This window comes from Pseudalkalibacillus sp. A8 (assembly GCF_045920555.1).
Taxonomy (GTDB): domain Bacteria; phylum Bacillota; class Bacilli; order Bacillales; family Fictibacillaceae; genus Pseudalkalibacillus.
Window position 1 is genome coordinate 2074205 of record NZ_CP174509.1, and the last position, 26628, is coordinate 2100832.

Annotated in this window: 33 protein-coding genes and 1 tRNA gene; 25 read left to right on the forward strand and 9 right to left on the reverse strand. The window is 39.9% G+C overall.

What is annotated here, in order from left to right:
- Positions 1 to 41: 41 nt before the first annotated feature.
- From ACJROX_RS10795 to ACJROX_RS10805, 3 genes are all read right to left on the reverse strand, one after another.
- Positions 42 to 467 carry a GNAT family N-acetyltransferase gene (locus ACJROX_RS10795; RefSeq protein WP_408010763.1) on the reverse strand — a complete coding sequence of 142 codons (426 nt, stop codon included), beginning with the start codon at positions 465 to 467 and terminating at the stop codon, positions 42 to 44.
- Between the two features lie 5 nt (positions 468 to 472).
- Entirely contained in the window at positions 473 to 991 is a 519-nt protein-coding gene (locus ACJROX_RS10800; protein ID WP_408010765.1) for a YjcG family protein, read from the reverse strand.
- Positions 992 to 1088: 97 nt separating this feature from the next.
- A complete protein-coding gene (locus ACJROX_RS10805; RefSeq protein WP_408010766.1) occupies positions 1089 to 1814 on the reverse strand; it encodes an alpha/beta hydrolase in 726 nt (241 codons plus the stop codon).
- Positions 1815 to 1931: 117 nt separating this feature from the next.
- Between ACJROX_RS10805 and ACJROX_RS10810 the strand changes: the two genes are divergently transcribed.
- The 7 genes from ACJROX_RS10810 to ACJROX_RS10840 all read left to right on the forward strand — a co-directional run bounded on the left by ACJROX_RS10810 (position 1932) and on the right by ACJROX_RS10840 (position 5425).
- On the forward strand, positions 1932 to 2486 hold the full coding sequence (locus ACJROX_RS10810) for a phosphatidylglycerophosphatase A (protein WP_408010767.1): 555 nt from the start codon (positions 1932 to 1934) through the stop codon (positions 2484 to 2486).
- A 114-nt stretch (positions 2487 to 2600) separates the two neighbouring features.
- Positions 2601 to 2676, forward strand: a tRNA-Val gene (locus tag ACJROX_RS10815).
- A gap of 115 nt (positions 2677 to 2791) precedes the next feature.
- Positions 2792 to 3706 carry a tyrosine-type recombinase/integrase gene (locus tag ACJROX_RS10820; RefSeq protein ID WP_408010769.1) on the forward strand — a complete coding sequence of 305 codons (915 nt, stop codon included), beginning with the start codon at positions 2792 to 2794 and terminating at the stop codon, positions 3704 to 3706.
- A gap of 184 nt (positions 3707 to 3890) precedes the next feature.
- Positions 3891 to 4211, forward strand: a complete 321-nt coding sequence (locus ACJROX_RS10825; protein WP_408010770.1) for a hypothetical protein — start codon at positions 3891 to 3893, stop codon at positions 4209 to 4211.
- Positions 4208 to 4363 (forward strand): DNA-binding anti-repressor SinI, encoded by a 156-nt coding sequence (sinI, locus tag ACJROX_RS10830; RefSeq protein WP_408011632.1) that lies wholly within the window; start codon positions 4208 to 4210, stop codon positions 4361 to 4363. The genes ACJROX_RS10825 and sinI overlap by 4 nt, the downstream gene beginning before the upstream one ends.
- A complete protein-coding gene (locus tag ACJROX_RS10835) occupies positions 4360 to 4482 on the forward strand; it encodes a hypothetical protein (protein WP_408010771.1) in 123 nt (40 codons plus the stop codon). Before sinI ends, ACJROX_RS10835 begins: the two co-directional genes overlap by 4 nt.
- A 154-nt stretch (positions 4483 to 4636) precedes the next feature.
- Positions 4637 to 5425, forward strand: a complete 789-nt coding sequence (locus ACJROX_RS10840) for a helix-turn-helix domain-containing protein (protein WP_408010772.1) — start codon at positions 4637 to 4639, stop codon at positions 5423 to 5425.
- A 1-nt stretch (position 5426) separates the two neighbouring features.
- Here ACJROX_RS10840 and ACJROX_RS10845 read toward each other — a convergent pair whose 3' ends face one another.
- Positions 5427 to 5999, reverse strand: coding sequence for a hypothetical protein (locus tag ACJROX_RS10845; RefSeq protein WP_408010773.1), 573 nt, complete (start codon positions 5997 to 5999; stop codon positions 5427 to 5429).
- 93 nt (positions 6000 to 6092) lie between these two features.
- On the opposite strand from ACJROX_RS10845, the gene ACJROX_RS10850 reads away from it, so the two are divergent.
- From ACJROX_RS10850 to ACJROX_RS10860, 3 genes are all read left to right on the forward strand, one after another.
- Complete coding sequence (locus ACJROX_RS10850; RefSeq protein WP_408010774.1) at positions 6093 to 6776, forward strand: DUF4145 domain-containing protein; 684 nt, start codon at positions 6093 to 6095, stop codon at positions 6774 to 6776.
- 48 nt (positions 6777 to 6824) lie between these two features.
- Positions 6825 to 7724, forward strand: a complete 900-nt coding sequence (locus ACJROX_RS10855; protein ID WP_408010775.1) for a DUF4238 domain-containing protein — start codon at positions 6825 to 6827, stop codon at positions 7722 to 7724.
- A gap of 373 nt (positions 7725 to 8097) precedes the next feature.
- Positions 8098 to 8688, forward strand: a complete 591-nt coding sequence (locus ACJROX_RS10860) for a recombinase family protein (protein WP_408010776.1) — start codon at positions 8098 to 8100, stop codon at positions 8686 to 8688.
- A 560-nt stretch (positions 8689 to 9248) separates the two neighbouring features.
- Here ACJROX_RS10860 and ACJROX_RS10865 read toward each other — a convergent pair.
- Entirely contained in the window at positions 9249 to 9401 is a 153-nt protein-coding gene (locus ACJROX_RS10865; protein WP_408010777.1) for a hypothetical protein, read from the reverse strand.
- A 256-nt stretch (positions 9402 to 9657) separates the two neighbouring features.
- On the reverse strand, positions 9658 to 10089 hold the full coding sequence (locus tag ACJROX_RS10870) for a hypothetical protein (protein ID WP_408010778.1): 432 nt from the start codon (positions 10087 to 10089) through the stop codon (positions 9658 to 9660).
- Between the two features lie 591 nt (positions 10090 to 10680).
- Here ACJROX_RS10870 and ACJROX_RS10875 point away from each other — a divergent pair.
- The 14 genes from ACJROX_RS10875 (at position 10681) to ACJROX_RS10940 (ending at position 23422) form a co-directional block, all read left to right on the forward strand.
- Positions 10681 to 11133 (forward strand): hypothetical protein, encoded by a 453-nt coding sequence (locus ACJROX_RS10875; protein WP_408010779.1) that lies wholly within the window; start codon positions 10681 to 10683, stop codon positions 11131 to 11133.
- 1360 nt (positions 11134 to 12493) lie between these two features.
- Entirely contained in the window at positions 12494 to 12712 is a 219-nt protein-coding gene (locus tag ACJROX_RS10880) for a helix-turn-helix domain-containing protein (RefSeq protein WP_408010780.1), read from the forward strand.
- A gap of 244 nt (positions 12713 to 12956) precedes the next feature.
- Positions 12957 to 13799 (forward strand): hypothetical protein, encoded by an 843-nt coding sequence (locus ACJROX_RS10885; RefSeq protein ID WP_408010781.1) that lies wholly within the window; start codon positions 12957 to 12959, stop codon positions 13797 to 13799.
- Positions 13800 to 14013: 214 nt separating this feature from the next.
- Complete coding sequence (gene istA, locus ACJROX_RS10890; protein WP_408008059.1) at positions 14014 to 15543, forward strand: IS21 family transposase; 1530 nt, start codon at positions 14014 to 14016, stop codon at positions 15541 to 15543.
- Complete coding sequence (istB, locus tag ACJROX_RS10895) at positions 15540 to 16298, forward strand: IS21-like element helper ATPase IstB (RefSeq protein ID WP_408008060.1); 759 nt, start codon at positions 15540 to 15542, stop codon at positions 16296 to 16298. Before istA ends, istB begins: the two co-directional genes overlap by 4 nt.
- A gap of 370 nt (positions 16299 to 16668) precedes the next feature.
- The gene (locus tag ACJROX_RS10900) at positions 16669 to 17130 is read left to right on the forward strand and encodes a hypothetical protein (RefSeq protein WP_408010783.1); all 462 of its coding nucleotides are present in this window, start codon (positions 16669 to 16671) and stop codon (positions 17128 to 17130) included.
- Positions 17131 to 17165: 35 nt separating this feature from the next.
- Positions 17166 to 17831 (forward strand): hypothetical protein, encoded by a 666-nt coding sequence (locus tag ACJROX_RS10905; protein WP_408010785.1) that lies wholly within the window; start codon positions 17166 to 17168, stop codon positions 17829 to 17831.
- Positions 17832 to 17947: 116 nt separating this feature from the next.
- Positions 17948 to 18550 (forward strand): hypothetical protein, encoded by a 603-nt coding sequence (locus tag ACJROX_RS10910; protein ID WP_408010786.1) that lies wholly within the window; start codon positions 17948 to 17950, stop codon positions 18548 to 18550.
- A 71-nt stretch (positions 18551 to 18621) separates the two neighbouring features.
- Positions 18622 to 18795: a hypothetical protein gene (locus ACJROX_RS10915; protein WP_408010787.1), complete on the forward strand. Its 174-nt coding sequence runs from the start codon at positions 18622 to 18624 to the stop codon at positions 18793 to 18795.
- Between the two features lie 17 nt (positions 18796 to 18812).
- Entirely contained in the window at positions 18813 to 19493 is a 681-nt protein-coding gene (locus tag ACJROX_RS10920; protein WP_408010788.1) for a hypothetical protein, read from the forward strand.
- Between the two features lie 33 nt (positions 19494 to 19526).
- Entirely contained in the window at positions 19527 to 19742 is a 216-nt protein-coding gene (locus ACJROX_RS10925) for a hypothetical protein (RefSeq protein ID WP_408010789.1), read from the forward strand.
- 5 nt (positions 19743 to 19747) lie between these two features.
- Positions 19748 to 20416, forward strand: a complete 669-nt coding sequence (locus ACJROX_RS10930; RefSeq protein ID WP_408010790.1) for a hypothetical protein — start codon at positions 19748 to 19750, stop codon at positions 20414 to 20416.
- Between the two features lie 151 nt (positions 20417 to 20567).
- On the forward strand, positions 20568 to 22688 hold the full coding sequence (locus tag ACJROX_RS10935; protein ID WP_408010791.1) for a tape measure protein: 2121 nt from the start codon (positions 20568 to 20570) through the stop codon (positions 22686 to 22688).
- 431 nt (positions 22689 to 23119) lie between these two features.
- Positions 23120 to 23422: a hypothetical protein gene (locus tag ACJROX_RS10940; RefSeq protein WP_408010792.1), complete on the forward strand. Its 303-nt coding sequence runs from the start codon at positions 23120 to 23122 to the stop codon at positions 23420 to 23422.
- 540 nt (positions 23423 to 23962) lie between these two features.
- Here ACJROX_RS10940 and ACJROX_RS10945 read toward each other — a convergent pair.
- The 3 genes from ACJROX_RS10945 to ACJROX_RS10955 form a co-directional block, all read right to left on the reverse strand.
- Positions 23963 to 24352, reverse strand: coding sequence for a hypothetical protein (locus ACJROX_RS10945; RefSeq protein WP_408010793.1), 390 nt, complete (start codon positions 24350 to 24352; stop codon positions 23963 to 23965).
- A 166-nt stretch (positions 24353 to 24518) separates the two neighbouring features.
- Positions 24519 to 24920, reverse strand: coding sequence for a glycosyltransferase family 2 protein (locus ACJROX_RS10950; RefSeq protein ID WP_408010794.1), 402 nt, complete (start codon positions 24918 to 24920; stop codon positions 24519 to 24521).
- A 241-nt stretch (positions 24921 to 25161) separates the two neighbouring features.
- A complete protein-coding gene (locus ACJROX_RS10955; protein WP_408010796.1) occupies positions 25162 to 25335 on the reverse strand; it encodes an aspartyl-phosphate phosphatase Spo0E family protein in 174 nt (57 codons plus the stop codon).
- A gap of 174 nt (positions 25336 to 25509) precedes the next feature.
- Here ACJROX_RS10955 and corA point away from each other — a divergent pair, with 174 nt between their 5' ends.
- Positions 25510 to 26565, forward strand: coding sequence for a magnesium/cobalt transporter CorA (gene corA / locus ACJROX_RS10960; protein WP_408010797.1), 1056 nt, complete (start codon positions 25510 to 25512; stop codon positions 26563 to 26565).
- Positions 26566 to 26628: the final 63 nt, after the last annotated feature.

Consider the following 26628-nt stretch of genomic DNA (forward strand, 5'->3'; position numbering starts at 1 on the left):
TAAGATATGTTTACAATAAAAAACGACCTTCCAAGGTCGTTTTAAATTTCTTTTTTCATCGCTACATGTGGTATTCCTGCATCCATGAAGATATCTGAGTATGTGTGATAACCTAAACGTCGATAGAACTTTTCGGCATGAGTCTGTGCATAAAGGACAAACTTTTTATAACCTCTATCAGATGCTGTATGCTCTAATTTCTGCATCAGCATTTTACCTGCTCCTGTACCTCTGAATTCCTTGAATATACAAACCCTTTCCACTTTTCCATAATCCTCTACAAACCGCAATCTTGCGGCGCCGATAGCCTCATGGTCCTCGCTGTAGAGGACGAAATGAATGGATTCTTGCTCGTAATCATCAATTTCTTCTTCCTCAGGCACGTTTTGTTCATCAACGAATACTTTCTTACGTACTGTGAAGGCATCCTCTAATTGTCGGTCGGATTTGACAACTTCAACTTTCAAATTGATCAGCGGACCTTTCCTAAATGGAAGGTTTCATATACCGTCCAAGAGCCGTTTTCAAGTTGATATAATAATTGGAAACGATCAACCTCTTCTGAATGGTCGATATCCATCATTTTGAGCGATTCCAGAACATCATGATGCTCTTCGTCTGAGAGCTTTTGAGCAAGTGTTATATGAGGAACGAAGCTATACGGACGTTCGCTGTACAGTTCTTCTTGATATAATTGTTCATGAAGCTTCATCAATCTTTCTTCTTCTTTGACTTTGAAATAAATGACATTATTCACTGGATGAAATGATCCTACCTTATATACATGTAGGGTGAACGGTTGGATATTATCAGAAATTTCATGGACTTGTTGAGCTAATTCTTTCAATTCGGTCTCGTCCTCGACATGAAATGGTTCTTTTAGGGTCAAGTGAGGAGCGATCAATGCATAGTGAGGATCATAACGTTTACGATATGAATTTACAAGGTCTTGTAGTTTTTTTGATGGAAAAATCGCAATGCCGTATTTCATAATTACCCTCCTCTTACTAAATAACAAGTATGAACTCAATCTATTATAGCAAATTTTCTTACTATTTCATACTATATACAATAACCTATACGCAGAATTACTCTGAAAACATATATCTTAAAGCTTTTGGAATATCCGGTTGCCAGTATTTCCAGCTATGGCCTCCATCAAATTCTTCATAATGATATTCCAAAGATCGTTCCGAAAAAAGCCTATTCAGTTCACGATTCGGTTCAATGAAGTTTTTGACCTCTCCATTCGTCGTTTCTACTTCGGTCTCTTGCTTTCCTGCAACATGATAAATGGAGAGAAGCGAAGAATCCTTGATTTCCGAAACCTCTTTCAAAATACTCTCATCTACGTATGGTGATTGAAGGATGACCTTCCCAAACGTCCGTGGATAGGCTGCAGCGGTTTTTAAAGAAACAGTAGCACCAAGGGAATCACCAACCAAAACTCTGGCACTTGCAAGTTCGAGGGTAGAGAATTCGGCTTCAATATATGGCACGAGTTCATTGACAAGGAAACGTACGTATTGAGTATTTTGTTCACCGGATGGATGGTATTTCCTCCTGCGGTCCTTTACACTTTTGTATGGAAGCCCGATAATGATGAATTCGTCAATTTCACCTTCTTCAAATAACTCTTCAGAAGTACGCGCTAACCTTCCTAATCTGAAATAGTCATCTCCATCCTGTGCAATCAACACAGGGTACCTCAATAAAGGTGTGTAGGATGGAGGAAGGTAGACGAGCATTTTGATTTCCTCATTCAATATTTCACTATTGATCATTCTGTCTTCAGTGGTACCTTTTTGTTTCATCTCTAAATCATCCTCCATAATGAAAAGCACACATTTTAATCTGAGATACATTCTATCATAAATGATATAATGAATTTAAGTGTAAGCAATGGAACTCGCAGAGAGAGGAGACATACAATGAATAAACGTATTCACAGCAGAGAAGTGAAAGCTGCAACAATGAACCTTTTGAAGGAACGCGGAGTCAGTATCATGGATGTTGCGGAAATCGTTTACGACATGCAAAGTCCTTACGCACCCACGTTGAAAATGGATGATTGTATTGAAAGTGTCGAAGCGGTTTTGGATAAGAGAGAAATGCAACATGCCTTGTTGGTTGGTATTGAACTGGATAAATTGGCTGAACAGAACAAGTTGTCTGAGCCGCTTCAATCGATTGTTGAAACAGATGAAGGCTTGTTCGGTATCGATGAAACGATTGCAATGGGTGCCGTTTATGGATATGGAAGCATCGCGATTACAACATTCGGCCATCTTGATAAGCAAAAAGTCGGTATCATTCAAAAGTTGGATACGAAACATGGCAAAGGCGTCCATACTTTTCTAGATGACCTTATTGCAAGTTTAGCTGCCAATGCTTCAAGCCGATTAGCTCACCGTATCCGAGATCGTGAAGAAAATCTAAAAGAGGAAGAGATCCGGAAACGAGACGAAGAAGAGAGAATCGGTTAATGCATAATGTAGGTTGGCCGAAGTCCATAAGGTCAACCTATTGCCAAATTTCTTTTAAAATAACGTTGACAATTTCGGTGTTTATAAGTATAGTAATACTTGTCCGCTAAAAATGATCCGTTAGCTCAGTTGGGAGAGCGCCACCTTGACAGGGTGGAGGTCACTGGTTCGAGCCCAGTACGGGTCACCATACATACTTTGAAGTAAATAAGCACAAAGCTCAGATGATGAGCTTCTCAAACCTCTTTTGTGTACGCTGTACGGTTACAAAACCAAGCAGATACATGAAGGAGGTTTTTTTATTTGTGTTAATTGAAATGATGGAAAAAGACTTCATCCAAGACAAGAAATATGAAGGGCTTACTGAGAGTAGTTTGGGGAGCTATGTTGATTTCTTCAAGCTATGGAATGAGTGGCTATCTGAGGAAGGTATTGAACACACTGAGGAGTTGTCTCCAAGGGTAGCCAAGAAGTTCCTTATCTGGTGTCAAGAAGAGAAAGAGAATAAGCCACAGACAGTCAACACCAAGCTGAAGCTCTTGAGGGTATTCGCTCGCTGGCTCAAGGATGAAGGGGTCACTGATGAGCTATTCACCAAAGGGGTCAAAGCTCAGAGACAGGATGACTCCCCAAAGATTATGAGAGAGGAGGACCTTCAACAAGCTCTCAGACACCTCAGAAGAACTAAGCGAAGAGAGGACAGCTTCACAGCTCGCAGAAATTACGCTCTATTGATGTTCCTCGCTGGAACTGGCTTGAGACTGTCAGAGCTTGAAAGAGCCACTTGGAGAGACATTGACCTAAAGGATTACCTTATCAATATTCCTACAAGCAAAAGCAGAAAAACACAATCAGTACCACTCTCAGAGTCCCTTGCAAGGGAAATGCTTGATTGGAGACTGTACCTTGAGAGGAAATTCCAAGACAGATTCCCAGAAGCACTGTTTGTGACTAGAGAAGGGAAACCACTGAGCAAGTCAGCTGTCCAGAACTTCTTCAAGCGACTCAAGAAGAAGCTGGGACTACAAGGAGACTTCTCACCGCATTGTATGAGGAATTTCTACATTAAGCAGTTACTCAAGGGAGGAGCAAACCTGAGAGAAGTTCAGCTGTTAGCAAGACATGGAGGTATCCATGTGACAAAACGCTACATTGGCTATTTCAATCATGAACTGAAAGAGACATTGGACAAGGCAAATCCCTTGAGGAGCTTACTATGAAATTCCATGCTCCAATAACACTCTGGAAACAAGGTAACAGAATCAACGTCAAGATAGAGGTGGCTGATGTGCTCTTATCAGTGTCAGCTACCAAACAACCAAAACAGTATGAACGACTGAGACAGATACTTGATGGAGAAGTAATGCCAAACTACATTGTTTACGATAACGAGGAGGAATAGAAATGCTACAGATTAACCGTATGGGAAACACTTTGCAAGCTGAGGTACTTGATAAGAACTTTATCGTGAGAGCCTTTAATATTGGTCTTGAAGTAACAGTTATGGAGGGCAATAGAGCAATTAATACTGAGACAGTCCATACTACCAGAGAACAACTAAAGGAAATAGCTCACTCTGTACTCCTTGAGAAGATTCTCAACATTGTCTTTGAGGATATTTCTGAGCAAACAGATGAACTTCTGGAAGCCTTGGAGGATGAGTTGTCAGAGCACCTTTCAGAGCTTGCCTTGGAAGGCTCAGGAGCACAGAGGTGGATACAGTGAAACACATAAATGAGGGCTGGATTCTACTTATGGTGGAAGCTAAACAGCTGGGACTATCTCACCAAGACATAAGAGCTTTTCTCCATGAAATATCACTAAGGAAGGGACAAGATGAGGGAACTCTGGATAAGGAGGTGTGGGTAGAACTATGACCAAGACTGAACTCCATGAAGCTGTAGCTGATTTGATTCTCAATAACTGGACTTTTGAAAACGATGATGAAGCACTGGCTCAAATTGATGATTTTTTGAACCAGCTACTAAGTGAATAAGGAAAGAAAAATAAAAAGGAAGCCCCTGTGAACTTTGGCGAGTCTAGGGACTTCCTTAACCAATTCCGAGGGATAACCCTCAGGGTCAAGTTTACCACACCAGAGGTAGGCTTGTTAAGGGTTGTTCTCTCATGCTATGGGAGGATACATATTAATGAGGGAACTGTTGAAGTACAGTCAATTTGATTCAGTTAAAGAGATGGATGAAGCAGTTAATGAAGCACTGGAGAACTTACCCCTTAAGGAAAACGAGAGAAGAGTACTCTGGAAACTAGCACAGTACAGCTGTGTCTATTTTGGTGTGTCTTATCTTAAGACCCAGAAGCTTGCTGATGAGCTGGAGCTATCCAAGAGAACCATACAACGCTGTCTCAAGCGTCTATCTGAAATGGGGGTCATAACAAGGATAAGCAAATTCAGACCACTCTCTGGAGGTTTTGGAGCTTCAGTGACGGTCATTAATCCTATTAGTTGTCACCTCGATTTGTCACTTCGGGAGGACGCTGAGAAACAAGCTACAGAGCATACTGAAGGGGATACTGAGAAGAAAGAAACCATTCCCTCTCAAGCTAATTCTGAAAAAGATAAATACAACGTTAATAAGGAGCCAGAACTAGACCACAGCTACCTAGATGGTTCCATAGTACCCTCATCATTCGTTATGGCTGTGAAACCGTTCATTAATTCAGCTAAAGAAATTTATTGCTTATGGAGAAAGGTTCTTCACGCTGGTAAACTTTATTGCCCTGATTTGATTGAATATGATGAGATTGGAGCTAGAGCTTTCAAGGCTACCGTATTCGCTAAGAAACTGAACAAGATTAAGAAGTCCTTCAAGAGATATTTTTGGGGAGTTCTTTCTCAGATGATGACCCAAGAGCAAAGAAAAATGGTTATGTATGAAAAGGATAATTTCCTACCGTACAACTGGCTTGATTCATGAACTAGTTGCTAATCAAGACGGAATACACCGAGATGGAAATAGCGGTAAGACTCAGGATTAGCCCTATTGTTTGCATACGAGAGTTATTAATACTAGCAAGTTTTCTGTCCCCAGTTTGACGTATTTTTGACTCAATTAAGTCAAGGTAACGAGTTTGTTCTTGGAGTATGTCTGAGTAGTCAGTGTTATTGTGAATTTGTGACGCGAGGATACACTGTTGAAATTCGCTACAATCTGCCCTGAAGTTGTTCAGCTCATCGGTAAGAGAATGCAAGGAATCAAAGTGGCTATTTATCTTCTTCGTCTTCCCGAATAAACCCATGAAATTGGTTTTTGCATTCTCCATATCATTGTTTATTTCTTGGAGTTTCTTTATTAGTAATTGGCTTGCTGAGAAGAGTTCTTGAAACCAAACCATATAGGGAACATAATGTATGAAATCCTTGAGTTTTTCTGGGTTCTTAGTGAAAAGCAATTCTCTCTCTCTGGTATCCCATTTATTGTGGTCTGGGTTTTCTAGAGCCACCTTATGAGCCCTCTCAAAGGCTTGGTTTTGTTTGTATGTTGTTTCCATTCAATCATCCCCCCATTTGTTTTCCAATTAATCGTACCATACAGACTGGGAAATGGTAGAATTAATGGTAAAAGACGTTAAGGGGTGTAGAGTATGACCAAGCCAGAGATTTTGACCTGTGAACACTGTGGGAATAAGACTCCAATGAGGTTACTAAATAAGTATGAGCATGTGACAACACTAGAGTTAAGAGATGATTATGATATTCATTATCGTGATATTTTTGAGGTCTTTCAGTGTCCAGTATGTGAGGGTATTCAGTTAGTTCATACTTATTGGCACAGTGAAGACGCATATCATGAGGGTTTTGATATTTATGAGGAACATGGCAGTGTTTTGTTTCCAGTTAATGAAAGGATTCGACTAGGTATGTTACCATCAAACATCAAAGGAGCTTATGAGTCAGCACTAAAAGTAAAGAGCATAGATAAAACTATCTGTGTTATGTCACTAAGAAGAACACTTGAAATGGTATGCAAAGATAAAGGGGCTGTCAATGGTCAGCTTCATCAAAAATTGAATGAATTGCAACAAAAGGGTATTTTACCTCCATTAATAGGTGACATTTCAACGTTAATTAAGGATTTTGGAAATATGGCTGCTCATGGAGATGATGTTGAGTTTGATAGGTTATTAGTTGAAAGTATGTTTGGTTTTACTAATAGGATTCTTGAATATGTTTATGTCCTCCCTAGAGAGATTAAGAGAGCAAAGTCTGAAATGGAGAGACTTACTGGAGAGGAACTTATTGAGACTAGCTCAAGTAGTGAATCATAAAACCTGCTTAAAAAGGTAATCAAGAAAATCGTTAAAAGGGGAAAAATTATGAGTTTACCTATCAAACAGCATATTGTTCCAAAAACATACTTAAAACATTTCTCTTCTAGAGATAATAACATTTGGTTGTTCCAAAAGGATACAAAGCATTTTAGGGAACAAAGTATTAGTAAAGTACCAATAATAAAAGACTTTTACACCGTAACTGACCAAGAAAAAGGGGAAAAGCTTTATGATTTTGAACTTTTTTTAGCTAAGGACATAGAACCCCACTATCAGCCATACATTGAGCACTTAAAAGAAAGGAAATCTCTAGAGGGTTTGATGAAACAACATTTTGGTTATTACGTATCATCTCAAAAGTTAAGAACTGTAGGAATGAAAGATAAGATAATAAAGGAAATAGAAGAAGCGTTTAAGCACAAAAAAGCAGGAGAATGGTTTGATAAGACCTCAATAAAACAATTCACACAAGACTTTTATGTGGGTGGCAAAGAAATTACATACGAAGAGTTCCTTGAAAAGTCTGAAGGTAAACTTGATGAGGTTTCAATGGACATTAGCAAGGATTGCTTTGTTCAATTCTTACCAGAAAAAATGGTGGAGTATGGGGAAACACTTGCTTCTCAGAATTGGAGTTATCTAATAGCTCCAAAGGGTAGATACTTTATTACTTCTGATAACCCAGTCATTTTAGATACTGAAATTGATGATTCTAGCTTTCCATTTGAAGGTGGATTTTTCCCGTTGACCACACAGTTAGCACTTAACATTAACTCAACAGAAGAAAGATTTAGGACGATAGGAGCAAAAGAGGTAAGAAAAGTGAATCAACAAATAGTAAAACATGCAGATAGATTTATTTTCTCCCATGATGAACGCTTTCTTAAAAACAATATTAGAAAATATTATGAACCAGCTCCAGAGGTGGTCTCCAGAGGTGACTAGGAAGGTGAAACCCTTGATATGACTGGGTTCAAAGCTCTTACCCCGCCATCCTCACGAGCTTTCCTTGAATTTACCCTTTCAGAGACATTTACTTGACCACTTCCCACCCTCAGAACCAGCCTTGGAGACCACTTCCCTAGCACCCCTCAGAGAGAACCCTTGATATGAAGGGATTCTGTTGACCACGTCCTCCATAGGGAAGGAGTCGCCACCCTTCTGAGTCCAGCTCCAGAGGTACTCCAGTGATACAACCAGAGAGCCAGCTCAGTTTGTCTCATTTGACTACACTCATTTGACACACTTTTGAAGTGTTGATATTATTGACCTCATAGAGTCTCATTTACGAGTCTCAAAAATGGGGAGGAGATACATAATGATTTATGGATATGCCAGAGTGTCCTCCAGAGGACAGAACTTGGAAGCCCAGCTTAAAGCAATTTCTGAATCTGGAGCTGAGAAGGTATTCCAAGAGAAGCAGTCTGGGAGAAAAGCTGATAATAGGAAGCAGTTCCAAGCACTTCTTGAGACGGTCAAAGAGGGAGATACTATTGTTGTCACCAAGCTAGATAGATTCGCTAGAAGTACCAAGGACGCTCTCTCAACAGTTGAGCTATTGAATGACAAGGGTGTTGGTCTCATCGTTCTTAACATGGGAGGAGACAAAGTAGACACCACCACAGCTATTGGAAAACTCATGATAACTGTCCTCAGTGGGATAGCTGAATTTGAAGCTGACATGATTAAGGAACGTCAGCTGGAAGGCATTGAGGAAGCAAAGAAGCGAGGAGCCTACAAAGGGAGACCAGCCAAGTGGACAGAGAGGAATCCAGCTATGAAGCACGCTCTGGAGCTTTGCTCTGATAGGGACAATAATGGAATGACAATAAAGGAGATATGCCAAATCACTGGAGTAAGTAAAGCTACATTGTATCGTAAGCTCAAAGAAAAAAATGAAGCTTCATGAGAGAATGGTATTACGATATGGTTGAATTAGGAGTTGGACCTTAGCTGGTTTAGCTTCTTTTTTATGCCATGATGTAGCCAGCACCAGAGGACACCACTCCAAACTAGCCATTGAAATGCACACAAGAGCTTCTCAGAGGTTCTATGATGATTAAGGTGTATTCCCCTCCAAGATGACATCTATTGATACAGGGTACGTGAGAGGGGTTCTCGTAAGTGTTGTTATTAGATTACCCTGAGGAATACACTAAAGAACCAGCTTATGCGGTCCTATGAGTCCATACAAGGCTCATACAGCGTCTCTGTGGTACTCTTGAGGAAACAGCTGAGAAGGCTTCTGTGGGCTTCCTGTGAGTGTCCTGTGATTGGCTAGCTCAGAAGGTACTCCTGTTGTGCTTGCTCGAAAAAATACGGATAGGGGGCTGTTTCACATACACATGGAGCCATTTGTACAAAATATTATTATGAGAAACCCTCTGGAATCTACTTCCAATTGCCCCCTTCCGAGTCCACTTCAAACGAACACCCAAAGAGTTCACCTCCAGAGACCAGCTTAAAAGGTTATTCTTTTTCCAGTGCTCTTTTGTAGCAAGCGTCACAGATAGCTATTTCTCGTTCTTCATATGTTCTCAGTACAGCATTACACTTCATGCACCTATCGAGGTGATTCCCTCTTTCTTCTCTTTCGATGTACTGTTCCTTTGCTCTCCCCATTAGTTCACCCCCTTTGGTCCTTTGGAATACATTCTCCAGAGCTTCTCACATTCCTTCTGAGAAGCCTTGTGAGGTGCTTGAGGTCTATTGCTCTTGTTGAGTGGTGAGCTGAGAAGGCTGGCTCAAGGGGAAAGCTCGAATGGGTCATCTATTGGTAAAACGCCAATAAACCAAGAACTGAAAGCACAGCCCATACACCGAGTGCCATGTAAATAATTTGCTTAGTTTTTGGCTTGAGTTCCAAAATATCGCCCCCTTACTTGAATAGCTCTAGTCCTGCTTTAACTAAAGGTGTGAATCCATTTGCTACAGATTGAAGTGAATCTAATTTCTCTAAGAATGTCCTTTTGTTCTCTTCAGTTGGATTCTCTTGGAGCTTTTCAAGTTCCATTTCTAAAGATAATATTTGACTCTTCAACTCATTAATTTGTTCTTTTACTGATTCTTTTGTGACAATCGTTGTTTCTTCTTTAAAATAGTTTTCTCCTTCTGGTTTAATTATTGCTCGTTTTATTTTCCCTCTAGGACCAGTTACCTCAATGAGGTTATTCTCAGCTAGAACAGCCAGCTCAACCTCTATTTTCCCTACATCTCTTTTTACTTTATTAGCAATTTGAGAGACACTCATCCCTCTTTCTTTTCTGCTTTCCCTAAGCCAGTACAATATGTCCCTTTGTAGTTGTTTCATATTAGTTTGCCCCCTTTGGTCCTTAAATAGATTCTTCAGACACCTCCTGTATTCCTTTTGTGTACTTCCATATGAGCCAGAGTCTATGGTCCTTGCTTTATGAGAAACCTGATAGGGCTTATGTGGGCTTCTCTGGAGTGCTGGATCAAGGGGTAACTTGGTGTGGTGCTTGCTGAAAAAAATACGGATAGGGGGTTGTTCCTCATCCTCATGGAACCATTTCTACAAAATATTATTTTCACACATTGTCAATGGAAGCACCTTCCAAGTCGCCTCCAAGAGCCACCTTCCAGAGTCCACTCCATTCACACAAAGACCCAGAGAGTTCACCCCCAAGGGACAGCTCCAAGAGTCCAGCTCAGAACACCCCCCCATGAGTTGAACTAGGGAGGGGAGCCAGTTCAAAGGTAACTATTTTTATTTTTAATAAAATATTTTTTCTCAAAACCCCCAGAGACACTTCATATTTTTATTTACAATTTAAGGAAGGACATGCTGATGTAGGTTACTAATGAATTGTACTTATCAAGCAAAAGTTTCAGAAGGAAAATATTCCTAGTTAAAGAATATCTATTTAAAAGGAGGGATTAAATGAACAAAGTAGTTACTTATCAAGAAGAATTGAGAGAAATACTACTCACCATGAATGAGCTGTTAAGCAAACACGTTGAAATACATGACAAGGTCTTTAAAAGAGGTTTACTCTCCATATTCAAAAGGATTCCCTTTCAGGAGTATGCTAGAGAAGGGTCTAGGATTCAAAGTGATATTAAGGTTTTGCAATCAAACTTATCATTAATTGAAATGGATGGAACTAAGGAAGACATTCGTATTGTCAATGTGATTAAGGATTACCTCAGTAGGTTTGCTGAATCAGTTAATAAACTAACACAGATTACTAAATCGTTAACTAATAAAGCTAATGGAGTTGATTTTTCATACAAGGAGTACAACGCTCTTACAGAAGAATACAACGAGTGTGAACAGTACCGTCTTTTACTTGGAGATAAGATGAATTCAGTAGGTAGAGAGCTGTTGAATTAGCTCTTGAGTTGAACTCTGGGGATGGCAGAACCCTTGATATGGTTAACTTCAGAGTTCTTTGAGGTGATTGAGTGAGTCGATACAGATTGATTAATATTCTTTTATCACTGGTATTCATGGCAGTTATGCTCTTTGGTATGACCATGAGTAATAAACAAACAGGATTTACTATCATAGCCATAACAGCAGTAGTATTTTCAGCTATCTCAATAACCAATCATATCAAGAACAAACCCAAAAATGGAAATAGTGTTTGATACAGATTCCCTCTGAGACCTCTCAGGGGTTTTCTTGTTTCTTCCCCTCAAATACACCTCAAAACAACCAAAATAAATAAAATAGAAGGTGTCAAAGTAGGTTCCAGCTCAATAGACACCTTATTTTCTCTTTTATGATATGGAATAGAAACTAGATTCAAAAGTGAGCAAAAAGCTAATAATATTATTTATTAGGAAATTGCACACTTTATGGAGTCATCTTATTTTATTTTGGATTCATCTCAAAGTGAGCAAAAAGCTAATAATAATATTTTATTAGGAAATTGCACACTTTTACCCTTGAGCCAGAGAACAAAGAGTAAAACTCAAGGAGCTGGACCAATAAGGTCTGGCTCTCTGGAGCTGACTCCATTACAATAAAACCAAGGAGAGATTCAAAAGGAGGTAAAGTAATGCACTATGTGTCACCATCCATGACGGAAAAAGAAGTCATTCGGGTTCTAAAATGGATGCTGGAAATGGGTTTTATTAACACCAAAGAATATACAGAATCATATCTAAACTACTTAAAAACTTCAAAGAGAATAATATCGTAAGGCTCTATCTTTTTAGATAGGGTCTTTTTTTTGTCCAGACTCTACACTTGAGTAAAGGTATTAGTGAGAGGGTAATTTTCTGTCTCATAAACACTCCTTATTTGAGACTAGACACTTGACTAAAGGTATTAGTGAACAGGGAAAATAATTTGATTCCCAGAAAGGTCAAAACTCATCAGTCACCTTTGGAGGTGACACCTTTCTACTAGCTCAATGAGCATAACAGTAATAAATCAGACTCCCCTATCTTTGGGGTGTCCACTCCCTTAGTGTTCTCCTCAGTTTACTTGGAGGTGGCTGAGGGGAACACACTACATATTCAAAGAGTTACTAAATCAGCACCTATGAGGTGCACCTCTTTGAATGTTCATACAGACCACTGGGGAGCTGGTCTAAAATGCTCTCCTACTAAATCATGTTTTATTTCCCTTAATTACTTAATCATTTTCAAGTTCATCTCTAGTGCTGGCTCATAAGCCAGTCTCTCTTTTTTTCATTAGAGATTGACTTGAAATTAATCTAAAACAACAAAGGAGGTGTTTAATTGTGAACGCTAAGGTAGTTAGATTTGAGTTAAAAAAAATATTAAAAAACAGAAACTTAACTTATGAAGAGTTTGGGAAATTGTGTGGGGGCATGGATAAGGGACATATTTCAAGGCTAACAAAAAGAAACACTATTTCATTGGATACCATTGAAAAAATAGTAAATGCCCTTGATTTGGAACCCTCTGAGATAGCAGAGCTAATTAAAGTGTATGAGTGACCATGAACTGGAAAGCCCAGCGGGCTTGTCGGAGACAAGACCAAGATAATGAAATAGCATAAAAAGTCACTTGATCCCTTGTGGCTGTAGGTATGAAGCCACTTTTAATATGGGACATTTGAAGTGCGCTTTTTAGCTAATAGGGGACATTTGAGGTGCAATTTTGAAATAGGGGACATTTCAAGTGCATTGTTTCAAAAGAAATAACAACAGAAGCTCCTAGAGGAGCAGGGGGAAAAGGAACGTGATTAAGTATTCTAGTCAAATAACGCCAGATACAAAGGTAGGCGATTTACAAGGGTGGAAGCTCGTTTCACCAGCCAAACAGGAACGTAACAAAACATACTATGAGGGAGAACGAAAAAAGCACAAAGAAAAGGAGTTTGTGTTTATGAAAAGAGATTTTTTCACTGAAGCCAAGCAAGGTTTAGTACTTGGTGAGATAGGGTTATTACTATTCTTAGCTCGATACATGAAATATGGTGATGAAGGCAAGATTACACACAACAAAGAGAGAATTGGAGTCTCAGAAATTGCTAAGTTAATAAACAAGAGTACCAAACAAGTGAGACGGGTTCTTGACGAACTGGAGAAGCGAAGCTTAATTTTCCGAGTGAAACAAGGTAGGAAAGTTTATGTAGAGCTTTCAGATGACCTATTTGTTTGTGGTCCTCTCGATAACAAAGAATTGAGGACCGTTAAGATTTACAAAGTACGTCTCGCTGAGGTAGCAAAAGAGCTTTCACTTAATGAGCTGGGACTCTTCATGCAAATGTTAGAGAATATGCACTGGAAAACACATGTGCTTTGCCATAACCCAGATGAGGATGAAACTAGCCAATTAATTCTCTGGAAACGTGCTGATGTATGTGAAGCTTTTGTGGTGAAAAGAAACTTTGTCTCCAGAACTTTGGGGAAGTTGATGGATTTAAGGGCTATTGGTGAAGTAAGAACAGTAAACCAAGGAATTGTTCTCCACCCAAGTGTTGTAAGTCGCAAGGATGGTGGTATTACTTGGGATGAGATTTGTGAAGCCATTGATAGTGGACTAACAAAAGAGAACTTCAAAAAGAAAAAGAGAAAGTAAGATAGTGAGGTGAACTTGAAAATGGTTAAGGACGAATTTGTGATAAAGACAAATAAAAGGGGAAGAAAGTTCTTCTTGTATTTGATAATTTAGTTTTGAGCCACTCATCAAGAGTTTGATCACATAAAAAGTGAGCCACCCAATTTCCAAATTCAATAACCTCTTCTATGATAGAAAGTGACCAAACCATCTACATAGAGAGAGGAAGAAAAGGATGATTGACGTGGCTCAATTCCATCGTATCAAATATTTGAACGAGGTAGAAGGACAATCCCAAAGACAAATTGCCCAAAAACTGGGGATTTCAAGAAATACAGTCAGTAAGTATCTTAAGAAATCAGAATCTCCGACAACGCTGTATCGACAGAAAGTCTATAAAACCAAGGAGTCTTCAGACGAGACGAAACGAGTTTTACCGATAATTGATCAGTGGCTTGAAGATGATCTAAAACGGTGGGGAAAACAAAAGCATACAGCTGCCAAAATCTATCGAAGATTAGTAGATGAATATGATTTTGGAGGATCAGCATCAAACATTCGAAAGGTTGTCGCTAAGCGAAAGAAAAAGATGCAAGAAGTCTTTATCCCACTTGAATTTCAACTCGGGCAACAGTTTCAATTTGATTGGGGAGAAGCCGATATTATCCTTCAGGGAAAAACCCGAAGGGTCTTCCTCTTTTGTATTCAATTATCAGCTAGCCGTTTACGGTTTGTAAGGGCGTATCTACATGAAAAGCAAGAAGCGTTCCTGGATGGTTTTGTCCATGCGTTTGAATTCTTTGGAGGCGTTCCAACAGAAGGACTTTTTGATAACTTAAAAACAGCTGTTCAAAAAATACTTAAAGGTCGGGATCGATTAGAACAGGAAGCCTTCATGGCCTTACAAGCCCATTATCTCTTTAAGGCAGAGTTCTGTAATGTAAGATCCGGTAATGAAAAAGGACGAATTGAGGGAACTGTCGGATATATCAGGAGAAATGCCCTGGTCCCATATCCAGAAATACAGTCTTTGGAAGAACTAAATGACTACCTAGAGAAATGGTGTCTGAAAGAAGCTGGTCGGACAAAGGTTCCCTATACCAAAGAAACGGTTGAACAGATGTGGGTACAAGAAAAAGAGCAGCTCTATTCTCTTCCGAATAATAAGTTCGAAGCATGTAAACTTGTTTCTTGTCAGGTAAGTAAAACGTCATTAATCACTATTGAGACGAATCAATATTCGGTTCCATGTAGCTATGTAGGACAAGCTGTATGGGCCAAAATTTTTGTCGACCGTGTGATCGTTGTGGCTCAAAACCAAGTGATCGCAGAACACACTCGTTCTTACGAACGGAATGAAATGACCACTGTTCTTAATCATTATTTAGAAGCGTTATTGAAGAAACCACGAGCGATCCGGGATGCCCATGCCTTTCAATCAGATGAGATTCCAAATGTCTTCAGACGTTTTCATCGTAAGATGAGGGAACAAGAAGGAGCCATAGGGGATCGGAAGTTTATACGTCTTCTCCTCCTTCATCGTGAGATTGGTATGAACACATTAACGCTAGCTTTAGAAGAAGCTGAGAAAACAGAAATTTACCGTTATGAAGTGGTCCATGATAGGATTCAGAAACTTATGAATCGATCCTTCCCCATTCACGATCTATCTAAAGAAAAAATGCCTACGAGTCTACTAGACTATAAAATCCAGAAATCGAATGTCGAACAATACGGACAGTTGACTGGAGGGCGTATGAAATGAACGTAGAATTATTAGTGGATCACATTACCAAACAACTTAGAACTCCAACTATCTCACAAAATTATCGTTCTCTCGCAAGAGAGGCGGAAGAGCGAAACCTGCGATATGAAGAATATCTCCTGGCACTCTTAGAGATTGAGCTACAGAAGAGAGAAGAAAACAAGAAACAAAGACGGCTGAAACAAGCTTCCTTTCCAGTCCCAAAAACATTAGATGCCTATGATTTTAGTTTAATGCCTAGTTTAAATCGAAATCGTTTTCTCACGTTATCAAAAGGAGAATTTGTAGAGAAGAATGAGAACATCATCTTTCTTGGGAATAGTGGTACCGGAAAGACTCACTTGGCAACCGGACTTGGAATCGAAATGATTCAGAATGGATATAAGGTGAAATTTATTACAGCTTCTGAACTAGTGGAAGAATTATTGATGGCCAAAGAAGAACATCAATTAAATACGCTAGAAAAGAAGTGGCTCAAATTAGATGTGATCATCGTAGATGAGCTTGGATACGTTCCCTTCTCCAGAGTGGGGGCTGAATTACTATTTCAATTTTTCTCGAGTAGATATGAACGTGCCAGTACGATCATTACGACCAACTTAGAATTCACTGAATGGACAAGCATCTTTGGGGACGAAAAAATGACGGCAGCTCTCCTAGATCGGCTAACCCACCGTTCGCATATTCATCTACTAAATGGGGAGTCGTATCGCTTTAGGCAAAGTATGAACCAGCAATCAAAGGAAGAAGAGTAATACGGACAACAAGGTATAGGGGTCTTGCCCCTCTCCGGGGCAAGACCCCTATACCTTCCATTCATTCCCTTTACTGGGAGCAAGGAATATCAAAGTGGCTCACTTTTAAAGTGATCGTTCTGGCTCAAATTAATATTGACAAAAACACTTCTTCCTTAATGGGAGTTTAAAGATGGTTGAGTGTCACCAGTGCAAAGAAATTTTACCACAAGAACAATTCAACTACTCAAAAACTGGAGCTTTCAATAAAAACTCTTATTGTACTAATTGTAACGGTAAAGCCAATAAGCGATGGTCCAAAGAGAATGGGTTTAGGGTATTGGCTAACAGACAAAACAAGAGAGCTATGAAGTTTGGCAACAAAGGAAACTTGACAGAGAAACAAGTGAGGTGGCTTTACGAGTCAAATAGACACCCAGAAGTTGGTTTTTACTGTGAGATTACTGGAGAGCGATACACTCAAACACCTCATTTATGTCACGCTGTCCCAGTGAACGAGAAAGGGGGAGACTCCTCTATGACAAATATTTTTCTTGGGTCCCCGATGGCGAACAGGTGGCAAGATAACAAAATACTCTTTGAGTGGATTATTGACCCAGATGGTGGTCGGTACTGGTCTACGAGTGAACGAGTCAAGAGGTTGATAAAAAGACTAGCAGAGCATAAAGGGTGCTCCATTAAAGAATTGGCAAAACCTTATTTAACAGAAAAACAGCTAGAGGACTTTTGCTTGATTTTTGAAACACAAAAGGAGGTAGTGCAATTCCCAGAATGGAAGGAAGATGAACTTGGAATAAGAATGATTGACGTTAAGGTTATTGAAAAAAGATAAAGAAGCTGTAGAACAGCAGGAGAGAACTAAGGGAGATGGATAGTAAGATTAACGTTTTACGAATAATGAGCTTTGTAGTGATTGACAATGAGAAGGACGAAAAGAGGAGACTCTTGATAACTCAAGAGCTACACAGGGAAAAGCAGATGAAAGGACACCGACTCACTATGATTCACAAGTCAAAAGTGAAGAGGTTCCAGAAGTGGATTGATGAGATGGTCTCACAGGGACTCATTGAGCCAGACTTCTTTGAGGGTCAAGTGATGGTCCAGAACGACTTCAAGTATTATGACCCCTCACAAGATGGCATGAAGGAGAAGCTGATTAAGGAAGCCCAGAATAACCGCTTCAGTCATTTACACACTGAGGAGCGTCTTATGGATTTGTCTGGAATGGTTCAACTGGAGTTTAGATTCTTCAACAAGAATGACAACGAGATGAACAAGAAAAGAAAGTTCGTTTCAGTGGACTTGGAGAAGGAGAAAACAGACAGCTACGCTTTTAATAAATTGCTGGTACTCGAAAAGCTCCAAGCTGGTGAGTGGGACCTTCCAGAACCACCAAAGACAGCTGAGAGGTATGAGTGTCGATTGCTTTTTGAATTTGCTCCAGACGCTAGAGGGAGACATGGAGCGATGATTGAATGGTATGAGCTTGAACTGGCAAAGGAAGGAGAGCCAATAAAGCAAATGCTAAGCTGAGAAGCCCACAGGGCTTCACTGACACGTTTTGAAAGATTGCTAGACTGATAACACAAGGCTTGTGAGGATTCTCAGAAGCTTATTTGATGTGCAAAAAACTAATGGGAGTGATTTGAATGGGTATTAAAGAATTTTTCACAGGTAAAAAGAAAACGGAACTAGAGAAAAACATTGAAGAGCGTAACCTTTGCGGAAGTAAGCTTCAAGAGCTTCAAGCTGATTTGAGAGCCTTCAATGAAGCAAAAAAGCACGTTGAGACGGAGTTAAGGATTGACCAGAAGAATAACACCTTGAAAGGTAGACTCAATAAATTAAACCAAGCTATTGAGGAGACCCAGAGGGAGATTGATGAGACAAACAAGAGAGCTGGAGAGCTTGCTAATGAGATTTCCAAACTCAACAAGGATAAGAAAACACAAGAGATTCACGATGTAGCTAAAAGGGATATTGAGGTATTCAAGAGACAGCACAGAGCTTCAATTCTAAATAAAAAACTTTACCCGATTAATTTGGAGATTGAGTCAAGAGCTGGGAGTGCTGGTGCTTTGAGTCCAAACCATTTGACTAAGTACGCTGGCAAACAACGATTAGACAGAGGGAACCCAGAAGATATTGAATACCTTGATGTATTTGATGAAATGAAAAACGAAGTAAGTAAGGAAGCTCAAAAAGAGCTTGAAGAGGTACTTGAGAAGGTAGATAGCTACCTCAATGGATAATGGCTGATGGGGGGATTCCTCCCCTCTCATAACAAAAGAAAGGAGAGATAAAACCAAGGGGAGGGAGTCTGATGAGATTATTCAAAAGAAGAGAGCCAGTCATAAGTTTTGAGGAGAAAATGGAGCAAATACGGAGAGATATTGAGTTCAAGAGGAAAGCTTGTGATATTGCTCAAAAACAAATGGCTGTTGAAGTGGCACTGAGAGAGGTTCACTCAAGAGTAATGAAAGGTAACAACCAATAAAAACTGAGGTGATTAGAATGGCAAAGGAAAAGAAGAATGTATTAACTGATAAAGAGAAGGCTAGATTGAATGATTTACTAGAGAAGGCTCACTCCAGAATAGAGGGGCTTAATAAAGATGAGATTAAGGAATTGCATAAGCTTTTTCAAAAGCTGACAAAGGAAAAGGAAGAGAGGATTAATGAAAATGAGTCACTTTCAGAGGTGCTGGAACGTTCCTCAATACTGTTTTCTTGCAAGAAAGTTTTAGAGCTGGCTCAAGTAAAAGAACGTGAGGAAAAACATGAGTGGTTCAACTCTTTGAGCCTACAGAAAAAACACGACTTCTTGGAGTCCAAAGTTAAGGAGCTTGAGAAGTCTCCAGCTTCAAAGAAAGCTCAGAAGTTGTCAGAGCAAAAGAAGCAACAAAGCTTTGATGAGTTCTATGAAGCACACGCTAAAAAGTACGGTTATTCAATTGGTGAAGCACCACAAACACCCAATGAGCACAACTTCAAGCCAAACTTTGAGGAGGAAACTACAGAGCCAGCTCCAGAGGTTGATATGGATTCACTCTACAAGGAGCACTCAAAGAAGTTTGGAGATGATGTTTATTCTGATATTCCTTCCAGCTCAAGTGAAGATATTCATGAAATGGACCAAGAGACTAAAGACTTCTATGAGGAACACGCTAAAAAGTTTGGAAATGATGTTTGGTAAGAAAGGGAGCCACTTCAGAGGTGGCTTTTTTGAGTGAAAACCAGTGAGGTGAAGGTGATGGGGAACATAAGAGAAAATTACAAAGCTCTACTAATGGAATACAAAGAAGCTTCAGATTTTTACCAGAAAACAGGTCTTACAAGGCTACTGGCTCATTCCATGGATAACTTGGAGAAGTTTGAACGGTCATTCTCTGAATGTTATTCGCTGGAGGAGCTACTGGAGCTAAAGGATGAATTGGAGGTGTAAAACAAATGGCAAAGAAACGAGGTGTAGGAAGACCAAAGAAAAACAGTCTCCCAGAGGAGCTACAAAGGAAAATTGAAGCTCTGGAGGGTGAAACTGATGAGAATAAAATTAAGAAATTGAAAAAAATGTTCAAAAAGGAGCCACAGATTTGTGGAGCCATTAAAGGCAACGGTCAAGTATGTGTAAGAAAACCATGGTTACTTGAAGATGGAACGATAAACAACGGAAGGTGTGCTATCCATAAAGGAAAGCCAAATTCCAGCATTTCAAAAGACCCAATAAGGAGGGAAAAACAATTGGCAAATTTAAACCCAAAAGCAAGGCTGATTCATGGAATGTATTCCAGTGAGCTCAAGGAGCAGTTCACCAAGGAGGAAGTGGAGTTCTACAATGACACCATTGATTGGTTCGCTGAGAACTACCCAGAGAATGTTGACCCAGTGAACATGAACTTGCTTCATAGATACGCAATTAACACCATTAAAACAATGAGACAGGAAGCAACAAACTTCCTTAAGGAGTCACGCTCTCAGAACAGCTTTGAGAAGCTTATGATGAGCTTTTCTAATGACCTTGGACTCAATAAGCGTTACAAGGATAGCAAAGAGAATAAAGCTAACAAGGATGAGTTTAGCTTGGCTATGCTCTTTGATATGGATGAAGAAGGAAAATAAAAAAGGGGGAGTAGCTGGCGAACGTGTTCTAGCACTTCTTGGATAATTATTGATAACTAATTTACTAGCTCACAAGGCTCCTTTCTCTAAACGAGAAAGGGGTCTTTTTGAGTTGTTCAGATAGATACCAAAAATAGATGGAGGTGAGAAAATGGCAAACGCCATAAATATTGTAGTTAATGCTCAAGACAGAGCCAGCAAGAAGATTAAAAACATTACCAAGACCTTTGATAACCTTGAAAGTAAAGCTAAAAAGGTCTCTGGTGTTATTACTGGTGTAGGTGCTGTAGCTGGAGTAGCTTTGGCTGGAGTAGCTGTAGCTGGTGCTCAGCAAAACTCAGTCCTAGAACAGTCTGAAGCACGCTGGACAACGCTCTTGAAGTCCTCTGAAAAGGCTGAGAAGCAAATGGCATGGATGAAGAACTTTGCAAAGCAAACACCTTTTGACTACAAAGCTATTGATGAGACAGCCACAGCCATGAATGGTATGGGTCTTTCAATGAAACAGGTCAACAAATGGCTACCAGCTCTGGGAGACGCTTCAGCAACCCTTGGAGGTGGCTCTGAGACGGTTCAAGGACTTGGTAGAGCACTAGGTCAGATGAACGCTAAAGGTAAGGTAAGTGCTGAAGAAATGCAACAATTAGCGGAAAGAGGAGTCAACGCATGGGGTATGCTTGCTGATGGAATGAACATGACTCAAGGGGAAGTTAGAAAGCTCTCTGAGGATGGCAAACTCTTAGCTAAGGACGCTCTACCACTCATTTACGAAGGGATGAATAAGACCTTTGGAGGTGGGACTAAGAACTTAATGAAGTCCACTACAGGGCAAGCCATGCTTGCTAGAGAGAACTTCTCAAAGCTTGCTGGTACGCTCACTCAAGGAGCTTTTGACTGGTTTGGGGCTACAGTGCTCCCACTCATTAACACTGGAATGGAGAAGCTCACAAGTGTCTTTGAAGGTGGTATTACAAGTGGATTCCAGAAGCTTGCTACTGGCTCAACTAAGGCTCAAGCTGGTTTGGCTATTCTAGCTGGTGCAATTACTACCTTTATGATTCCAGCTCTCATAAACTTGAAGCGACAAGTCATAATGAGTGTCATTCCAATGCTCACAGCATTCGCTCCATTCATAGCCATTGGAGCTGTAGTCGCTGGGCTTGCTCTGATAATTATGAAAAACTGGGAGTCATTCGCACCATACTTCCAAGGAATATTCAATGTGGTTAAAACCGCTGTAGCTGGCTTCAAAGATTCCTTCATGGTTGCCTTTCAGAACTTGCAAGCTGGGCTTACTCCAATATGGGAAGCTGTAAAGCACTTGTTCAACACTCTGAAGCCAGTGATTCTGGCAGTAGGAGCTATTGTGGGTACGGTTCTGGGAGCTATGATTGTGACAGCCATGGCAGTATTCAACGGAATAATAACAGCGATTGCTCCACTAGTTGAAGCGTTCGTATGGCTTGGTGATATGGTCGCTAATGTAATTGGAGCTGTTGTAGCACTCCTCACAGGTGATATGAATAAAGCTTCTAAGCTCTGGCAAAATGCCACTGATTCAGCGATTAAGTTCGTACAGAAGCTCTGGGAAGCATTTAAAGGGTTCTTCTCTGGGTTTATTAATACCATTGTTCAGATATTCTCCAGCTTTGGAGTGGACATTGTGAGCAAGGCTCAAAAGATATGGTCCAAGGTCAAAAGTAAGTTCGTTGATGGTCTCAACAATGCGAAGTCAGCTGTCTCAGATGGACTTAAAAACATTGTCTCAACGATTACTGGCTGGGCTGGTGATTTTGTTGACTCTGGTAAGGGTCTCCTTAATTCTTTCACGAAGGGGATTAAGAAAGGTATTTCCAAGGCTGTTGGAGCTGTTCAAGATGGTATGAGTAAGATTCGAGACTTCTTACCATTCTCCCCAGCTAAGAAGGGAGCTTTGAGTGACCTTGATAAGTCTGGTAAGTCGTTCTTTCCAACGTTCGCTGGAGGATTAAGCAAAGGATTGTCTCCAATGTTGAAAATGGCTGAGAGAGGAATGGGTGAGCTGAGTAGTATGCTCGCTGAGCCACAAACTCAATTGGAGTCCATGAACAATTTCAGCTTTGGGAGACAAAGAGTTTCCATGACAGTCAACCACAAAATTAAAGGTTCAGTTGAAGTTAACGGTGGCAAAGGTACAAGTGAGACAGTAAAACTCGCTAGTAAGAAGGTTCAAGAAACCTTTGAGGATGGAGATTTTCTTTCTGACTTCAGAAGGGCTTCGAGGTCACTGTAATTAAATGACGAGCTGGAACAACTAGAGAGACAGAACGCAGAAGCCAACTTGGTGGAGTTCACACTCTCTGGGGTTCTATCTCCAATCATACTGAGCTACTGGCTCAGAAAATAATTCTCTTGAGGTGGTTGTTTGTTTGAATCAGACTTCTTGATGGACCAGATAGTTTTTCGACTTAATAAAGGTGTAGCACTGGAACAAGTGAAGGGTGCAATAGAGGACATTATGAGGAGGGACCGTTCAAGTAAAGCTCTCATAGTCACTGGTGAGGGTAAGAGGATTTGCATACAACTGAGCTGGCTCAAGGCTACAGACAACTAATGGAACACACAGGGGGCTACACAGCAGACGCAAGAAGCAGAAAGAGCAAAGCCATTGGTAGGGAGAGCAGCAAGACAATGGGAAAATAAAGAGTAATGGAGGGGATGAGAATGAAAATAGAAAAGGAGTTGTATTTCAAAAGAGAGTACTCATACCGTGGACCTGATGGGGAGGTCTTTGAGAAAGCTGGCTGTTTCTTACTACCTCAGAGGGGTCAGCACTCTGATGAGGAGCTTTACCAGATGATGTACGAAAAAGCTTACTCAGTAACTAAGGAAGTACTAGAGAAACATGGAGGAAAGCTTCTGGAGTTCTCTATGGAGCAAATTTCAGAATTCGAGTTCAAGAGGTACGAGAAACAAAATAAGTATGATGTGTTCAAGCAAAGAAGTCAATTCAAGGGGGAACAATGAGCTAGTTTATTCGCTGGTCTTTTTTTGTCAAGGTATGATTGCTCAAAAGCGTGTTTCATATGACCTCTCAGACGTAATTATCTTTGGTGAACTGGGTAGTAGGTCACTTAATTGCAAATGAAAGCGATTCTATTTTTGTGATGATGGGGTATGATTTCTCAAGTCCCTACTGAGCTATTAACACTAGTTTCTACTATTGAATATGTCCCTCACCATGTTTTACCTGATGAGCTTGACAACTCTTTTATGAGTCCTGTACAATAAAGACTCAAGGTTTTCAATCGTACAGAGCACAAACTAGAGGAAAGCCTTCAAAGTATTGACCTCAGCCACTTACTGTGGGTTTTATCACCTTGACAGGGTGGAGGTCACTGGTTCGAGCCCAGTACGGGTCACCATACATATGATTAACGAAACCTCTTTCAACTATTGAAAGAGGTTTTTTAATACCCTCGACGATCCAATGTCATCAAGGATGGTTTCGGGGTTTTGTGAATGATCAATTCCAATATCCAGCCCAGATTCTAAAAAGGTTCCTATTCATTTGCATACCTTTATCCTTAAGAGCTTGAAGGATGCTGAGATATTGTAACCCTTCCAATTGGATGACTCCATCAATGATATTTTTCCGAAAAGCTGATGGATTGTTTCGGGAGTATCCGAATCCGTTGATTGTAGGTAACAATCCACTTTCAGTTGACTTATCCTGCAAACTTGCTTGAATTCCTTGCATGCATTTGAATTTCCTATTACAAGGAATACCGGATCACGTTCGTCATGATGTTGTTCCTTCACTATTTTCTTTATGTGTGTTGAAGCGACAACCCAGTCTTCATTATAGGGTTGTTTTTCCCTCCTTATGGATTCAGGATGTCTTCTGTATTGATATAATACTTTGTTGATTTTATGGATCGATCCTGCTTCAAACATCCTCATTCATAAATCGTAATCGTAACAAATCTTTTAAGATGGATCAAAGCCACCGACCTTTTCGTAAACATCCTTAGAAAAAAGGACAGAACCGTGACATAAAGGGTTGATGTAGAAACGATAGGAATTCATATGATCACCAGATACAAGATAGTTACCGAATTCTTCAGTTTCTTAATCTTCTTTCCGGCACCTCAGTTTTACCGCTGATACATTTCTTTAACGTTCCCACGGCAGCTATCCCAAGATGTTCTTCAACATAAGATATCTGGTCTTCTAATCTTGTTGGACAGCTTAAGTCATCTGCATCTTGGATCGCAATCCATTTTCCTTTTGCGTTTTGAATCCCCATATTCAACGCAGATGCAGCTCCTCCATTCTGAGGAAGGTGAATGAGACGGACTCGTGGATCTTGTATGTCATTTAGGATTTCGATTGTTTTATCCGTAGAACCATCGTTTACAATAATGAATTCGAAGTCACGGTAAGTTTGTTGTAAAATACTATCTATTGCTTGCTGTACGTAAAGTTTACCGTTGTATACGGCCATAACAACACTTATCTGCATTCAGAAGATCCCCCACTCATTTTTAATTATGTATATTCCTTGGCTGTCTCTATATGAGAGAAGGACGGGTAAAGAAAAAGAAACCCCTTCGATCTTTGATCAAAGAGGTTTTATGTAATACACGACATAATAGAAGTGTGTTATGGATTCATTTTGGGTATAGTTGTTTTTATAGTGCCGCCAGATATTTATCGGAATCATAAGTTTCAAGTTCATTTGACTGTATTCCAATATATTAATATCAGGAAATCTTGAGTATGTTCAAGTTTCGTTCACGTATGTTGTTTACTAAATGTAGTTGTAGAAGCTTGTCCAACTCTTGGCTGCATTTAATGGTTTCGTTAGATGACATGCCATAAATTTTCGCTGTTTCTAGCATCTGTTCTCTCTTTCGTTCGATTGTGTGAACTAACATTTTTTTACCTCCATACCTAAGTTTCGAGTTGACCTTGTACATTATCTTACAAAGGAAAGATCTTTGGAAGTCTTTCGTCGAAACTTCTAATGATTCGACAATAATAGAAAAAAATTCACACATATTAACGTATCAACTAGATAATAAGTCGTAAATGGATTCGGAGATGATCGAATGGGTAAACAAGAAGATTTGGAAAAGAAAAAAGGACTGCCGCCAGGGTCCCTGGTGTACGTTGGAGATGAAGAGGCCTCGGTTACGAAGATTTCTGTCATTGATTATAAAGGTAATGTCATTGAAGAAAAATCTGTCGATACGATCGAGGAAGCTTTATCATATACCAAATTAGACAGTGTAACGTGGATCAATATCGAGGGGCTCCATAATAAAGAGGTCTTCAAGGGAGTGCGTGATATTTTCGGGGTTCATCCTTTACTCATCGAAGACATATTGAATACTGAACATCGACCAAAAATCAACGTGCTGGACAATTATGTGCTGATGATTTTGAAGATGGTGTGGTTTGACCCCGAGGAAATCGATATTGACGAAGAACAGATTAGTCTGATCATCAAAGATCAAACGATCATCACGTTTCAGGAAAAAGAGGGTGATGTACTCGATCCGGTCCGCCAAATGATACGCCAAAATCTAGGGAATATCCGCAATATGAGTACCGGTTACCTGGTCTATTCCATGTTAGATGCAATCGTCGATCAGTACTTGATTGAGTCAGAGCGGATTGCTTCAGACATAGAGAAGATAGAAGAGGAGATGGTGTTACATCCCGATCAAACGGTCCTACAAAAGATTTATAATTACAAAAATGTCGGAATGTTTCTTCGTAAGCAAGTATGGCCTGTGAAGGAAATCATTACAGGCTTGGAAAAAACGAAAATCATCGATTTGAATACCGGTTTTTATTTGAAGGATGTTTCCGATCATGTCATACATGTCATGGATATGGTGGAGATGACTCATTCGATGTCAACTAACCTCTTGGATGTCTATTTCTCAAGTGTAAGTAACAAAATGAATGAGGTCATGAAGGTTTTGACGATCGTTTCTACAATATTCATACCCCTCACTTTCATTGCTGGAATTTATGGAATGAATTTTCAATATATGCCGGAGTTGGATGAACATTGGGCATATCCGGTTGTTTGGGGTATTATGATCGCGATGACGATGGGTATGCTTATCTTTTTCAAAGTAAAACGTTGGTTCTGAATGAATTGTCTAACAAATTGTGGAATAAAGTTGCTATAATGGGAGGGCATTATTCAAATCGTA

What these genes read in the sequence shown, in the direction of transcription:
- ACJROX_RS10850 (WP_408010774.1), top strand. Translation starts at nt 6,093, where the DNA reads ATGACCAAGCCAGAGATTTTGACCTGTGAACACTGTGGGAATAAGACT.
- ACJROX_RS10930 (WP_408010790.1), top strand. Translation starts at nt 19,748, where the DNA reads ATGGCAAAGAAACGAGGTGTAGGAAGACCAAAGAAAAACAGTCTCCCA.
- ACJROX_RS10870 (WP_408010778.1), bottom strand. Translation starts at nt 10,089, where the DNA reads ATGAAACAACTACAAAGGGACATATTGTACTGGCTTAGGGAAAGCAGA.
- ACJROX_RS10875 (WP_408010779.1), top strand. Translation starts at nt 10,681, where the DNA reads ATGAACAAAGTAGTTACTTATCAAGAAGAATTGAGAGAAATACTACTC.
- ACJROX_RS10825 (WP_408010770.1), top strand. Translation starts at nt 3,891, where the DNA reads ATGCTACAGATTAACCGTATGGGAAACACTTTGCAAGCTGAGGTACTT.
- ACJROX_RS10945 (WP_408010793.1), bottom strand. Translation starts at nt 24,352, where the DNA reads ATGTTTGAAGCAGGATCGATCCATAAAATCAACAAAGTATTATATCAA.
- ACJROX_RS10860 (WP_408010776.1), top strand. Translation starts at nt 8,098, where the DNA reads ATGATTTATGGATATGCCAGAGTGTCCTCCAGAGGACAGAACTTGGAA.
- istB (WP_408008060.1), top strand. Translation starts at nt 15,540, where the DNA reads ATGAACGTAGAATTATTAGTGGATCACATTACCAAACAACTTAGAACT.
- corA (WP_408010797.1), top strand. Translation starts at nt 25,510, where the DNA reads ATGGGTAAACAAGAAGATTTGGAAAAGAAAAAAGGACTGCCGCCAGGG.
- ACJROX_RS10805 (WP_408010766.1), bottom strand. Translation starts at nt 1,814, where the DNA reads ATGAAACAAAAAGGTACCACTGAAGACAGAATGATCAATAGTGAAATA.
- istA (WP_408008059.1), top strand. Translation starts at nt 14,014, where the DNA reads ATGATTGACGTGGCTCAATTCCATCGTATCAAATATTTGAACGAGGTA.
- ACJROX_RS10920 (WP_408010788.1), top strand. Translation starts at nt 18,813, where the DNA reads ATGGCAAAGGAAAAGAAGAATGTATTAACTGATAAAGAGAAGGCTAGA.
- ACJROX_RS10940 (WP_408010792.1), top strand. Translation starts at nt 23,120, where the DNA reads ATGAAAATAGAAAAGGAGTTGTATTTCAAAAGAGAGTACTCATACCGT.
- ACJROX_RS10905 (WP_408010785.1), top strand. Translation starts at nt 17,166, where the DNA reads ATGGATAGTAAGATTAACGTTTTACGAATAATGAGCTTTGTAGTGATT.
- ACJROX_RS10835 (WP_408010771.1), top strand. Translation starts at nt 4,360, where the DNA reads ATGACCAAGACTGAACTCCATGAAGCTGTAGCTGATTTGATTCTCAAT.
- ACJROX_RS10955 (WP_408010796.1), bottom strand. Translation starts at nt 25,335, where the DNA reads ATGTTAGTTCACACAATCGAACGAAAGAGAGAACAGATGCTAGAAACA.
- ACJROX_RS10845 (WP_408010773.1), bottom strand. Translation starts at nt 5,999, where the DNA reads ATGGAAACAACATACAAACAAAACCAAGCCTTTGAGAGGGCTCATAAG.
- ACJROX_RS10935 (WP_408010791.1), top strand. Translation starts at nt 20,568, where the DNA reads ATGGCAAACGCCATAAATATTGTAGTTAATGCTCAAGACAGAGCCAGC.
- ACJROX_RS10800 (WP_408010765.1), bottom strand. Translation starts at nt 991, where the DNA reads ATGAAATACGGCATTGCGATTTTTCCATCAAAAAAACTACAAGACCTT.
- ACJROX_RS10950 (WP_408010794.1), bottom strand. Translation starts at nt 24,920, where the DNA reads ATGCAGATAAGTGTTGTTATGGCCGTATACAACGGTAAACTTTACGTA.
- ACJROX_RS10855 (WP_408010775.1), top strand. Translation starts at nt 6,825, where the DNA reads ATGAGTTTACCTATCAAACAGCATATTGTTCCAAAAACATACTTAAAA.
- ACJROX_RS10910 (WP_408010786.1), top strand. Translation starts at nt 17,948, where the DNA reads ATGGGTATTAAAGAATTTTTCACAGGTAAAAAGAAAACGGAACTAGAG.
- ACJROX_RS10840 (WP_408010772.1), top strand. Translation starts at nt 4,637, where the DNA reads ATGAGGGAACTGTTGAAGTACAGTCAATTTGATTCAGTTAAAGAGATG.
- ACJROX_RS10915 (WP_408010787.1), top strand. Translation starts at nt 18,622, where the DNA reads ATGAGATTATTCAAAAGAAGAGAGCCAGTCATAAGTTTTGAGGAGAAA.
- ACJROX_RS10810 (WP_408010767.1), top strand. Translation starts at nt 1,932, where the DNA reads ATGAATAAACGTATTCACAGCAGAGAAGTGAAAGCTGCAACAATGAAC.
- ACJROX_RS10865 (WP_408010777.1), bottom strand. Translation starts at nt 9,401, where the DNA reads ATGGGGAGAGCAAAGGAACAGTACATCGAAAGAGAAGAAAGAGGGAAT.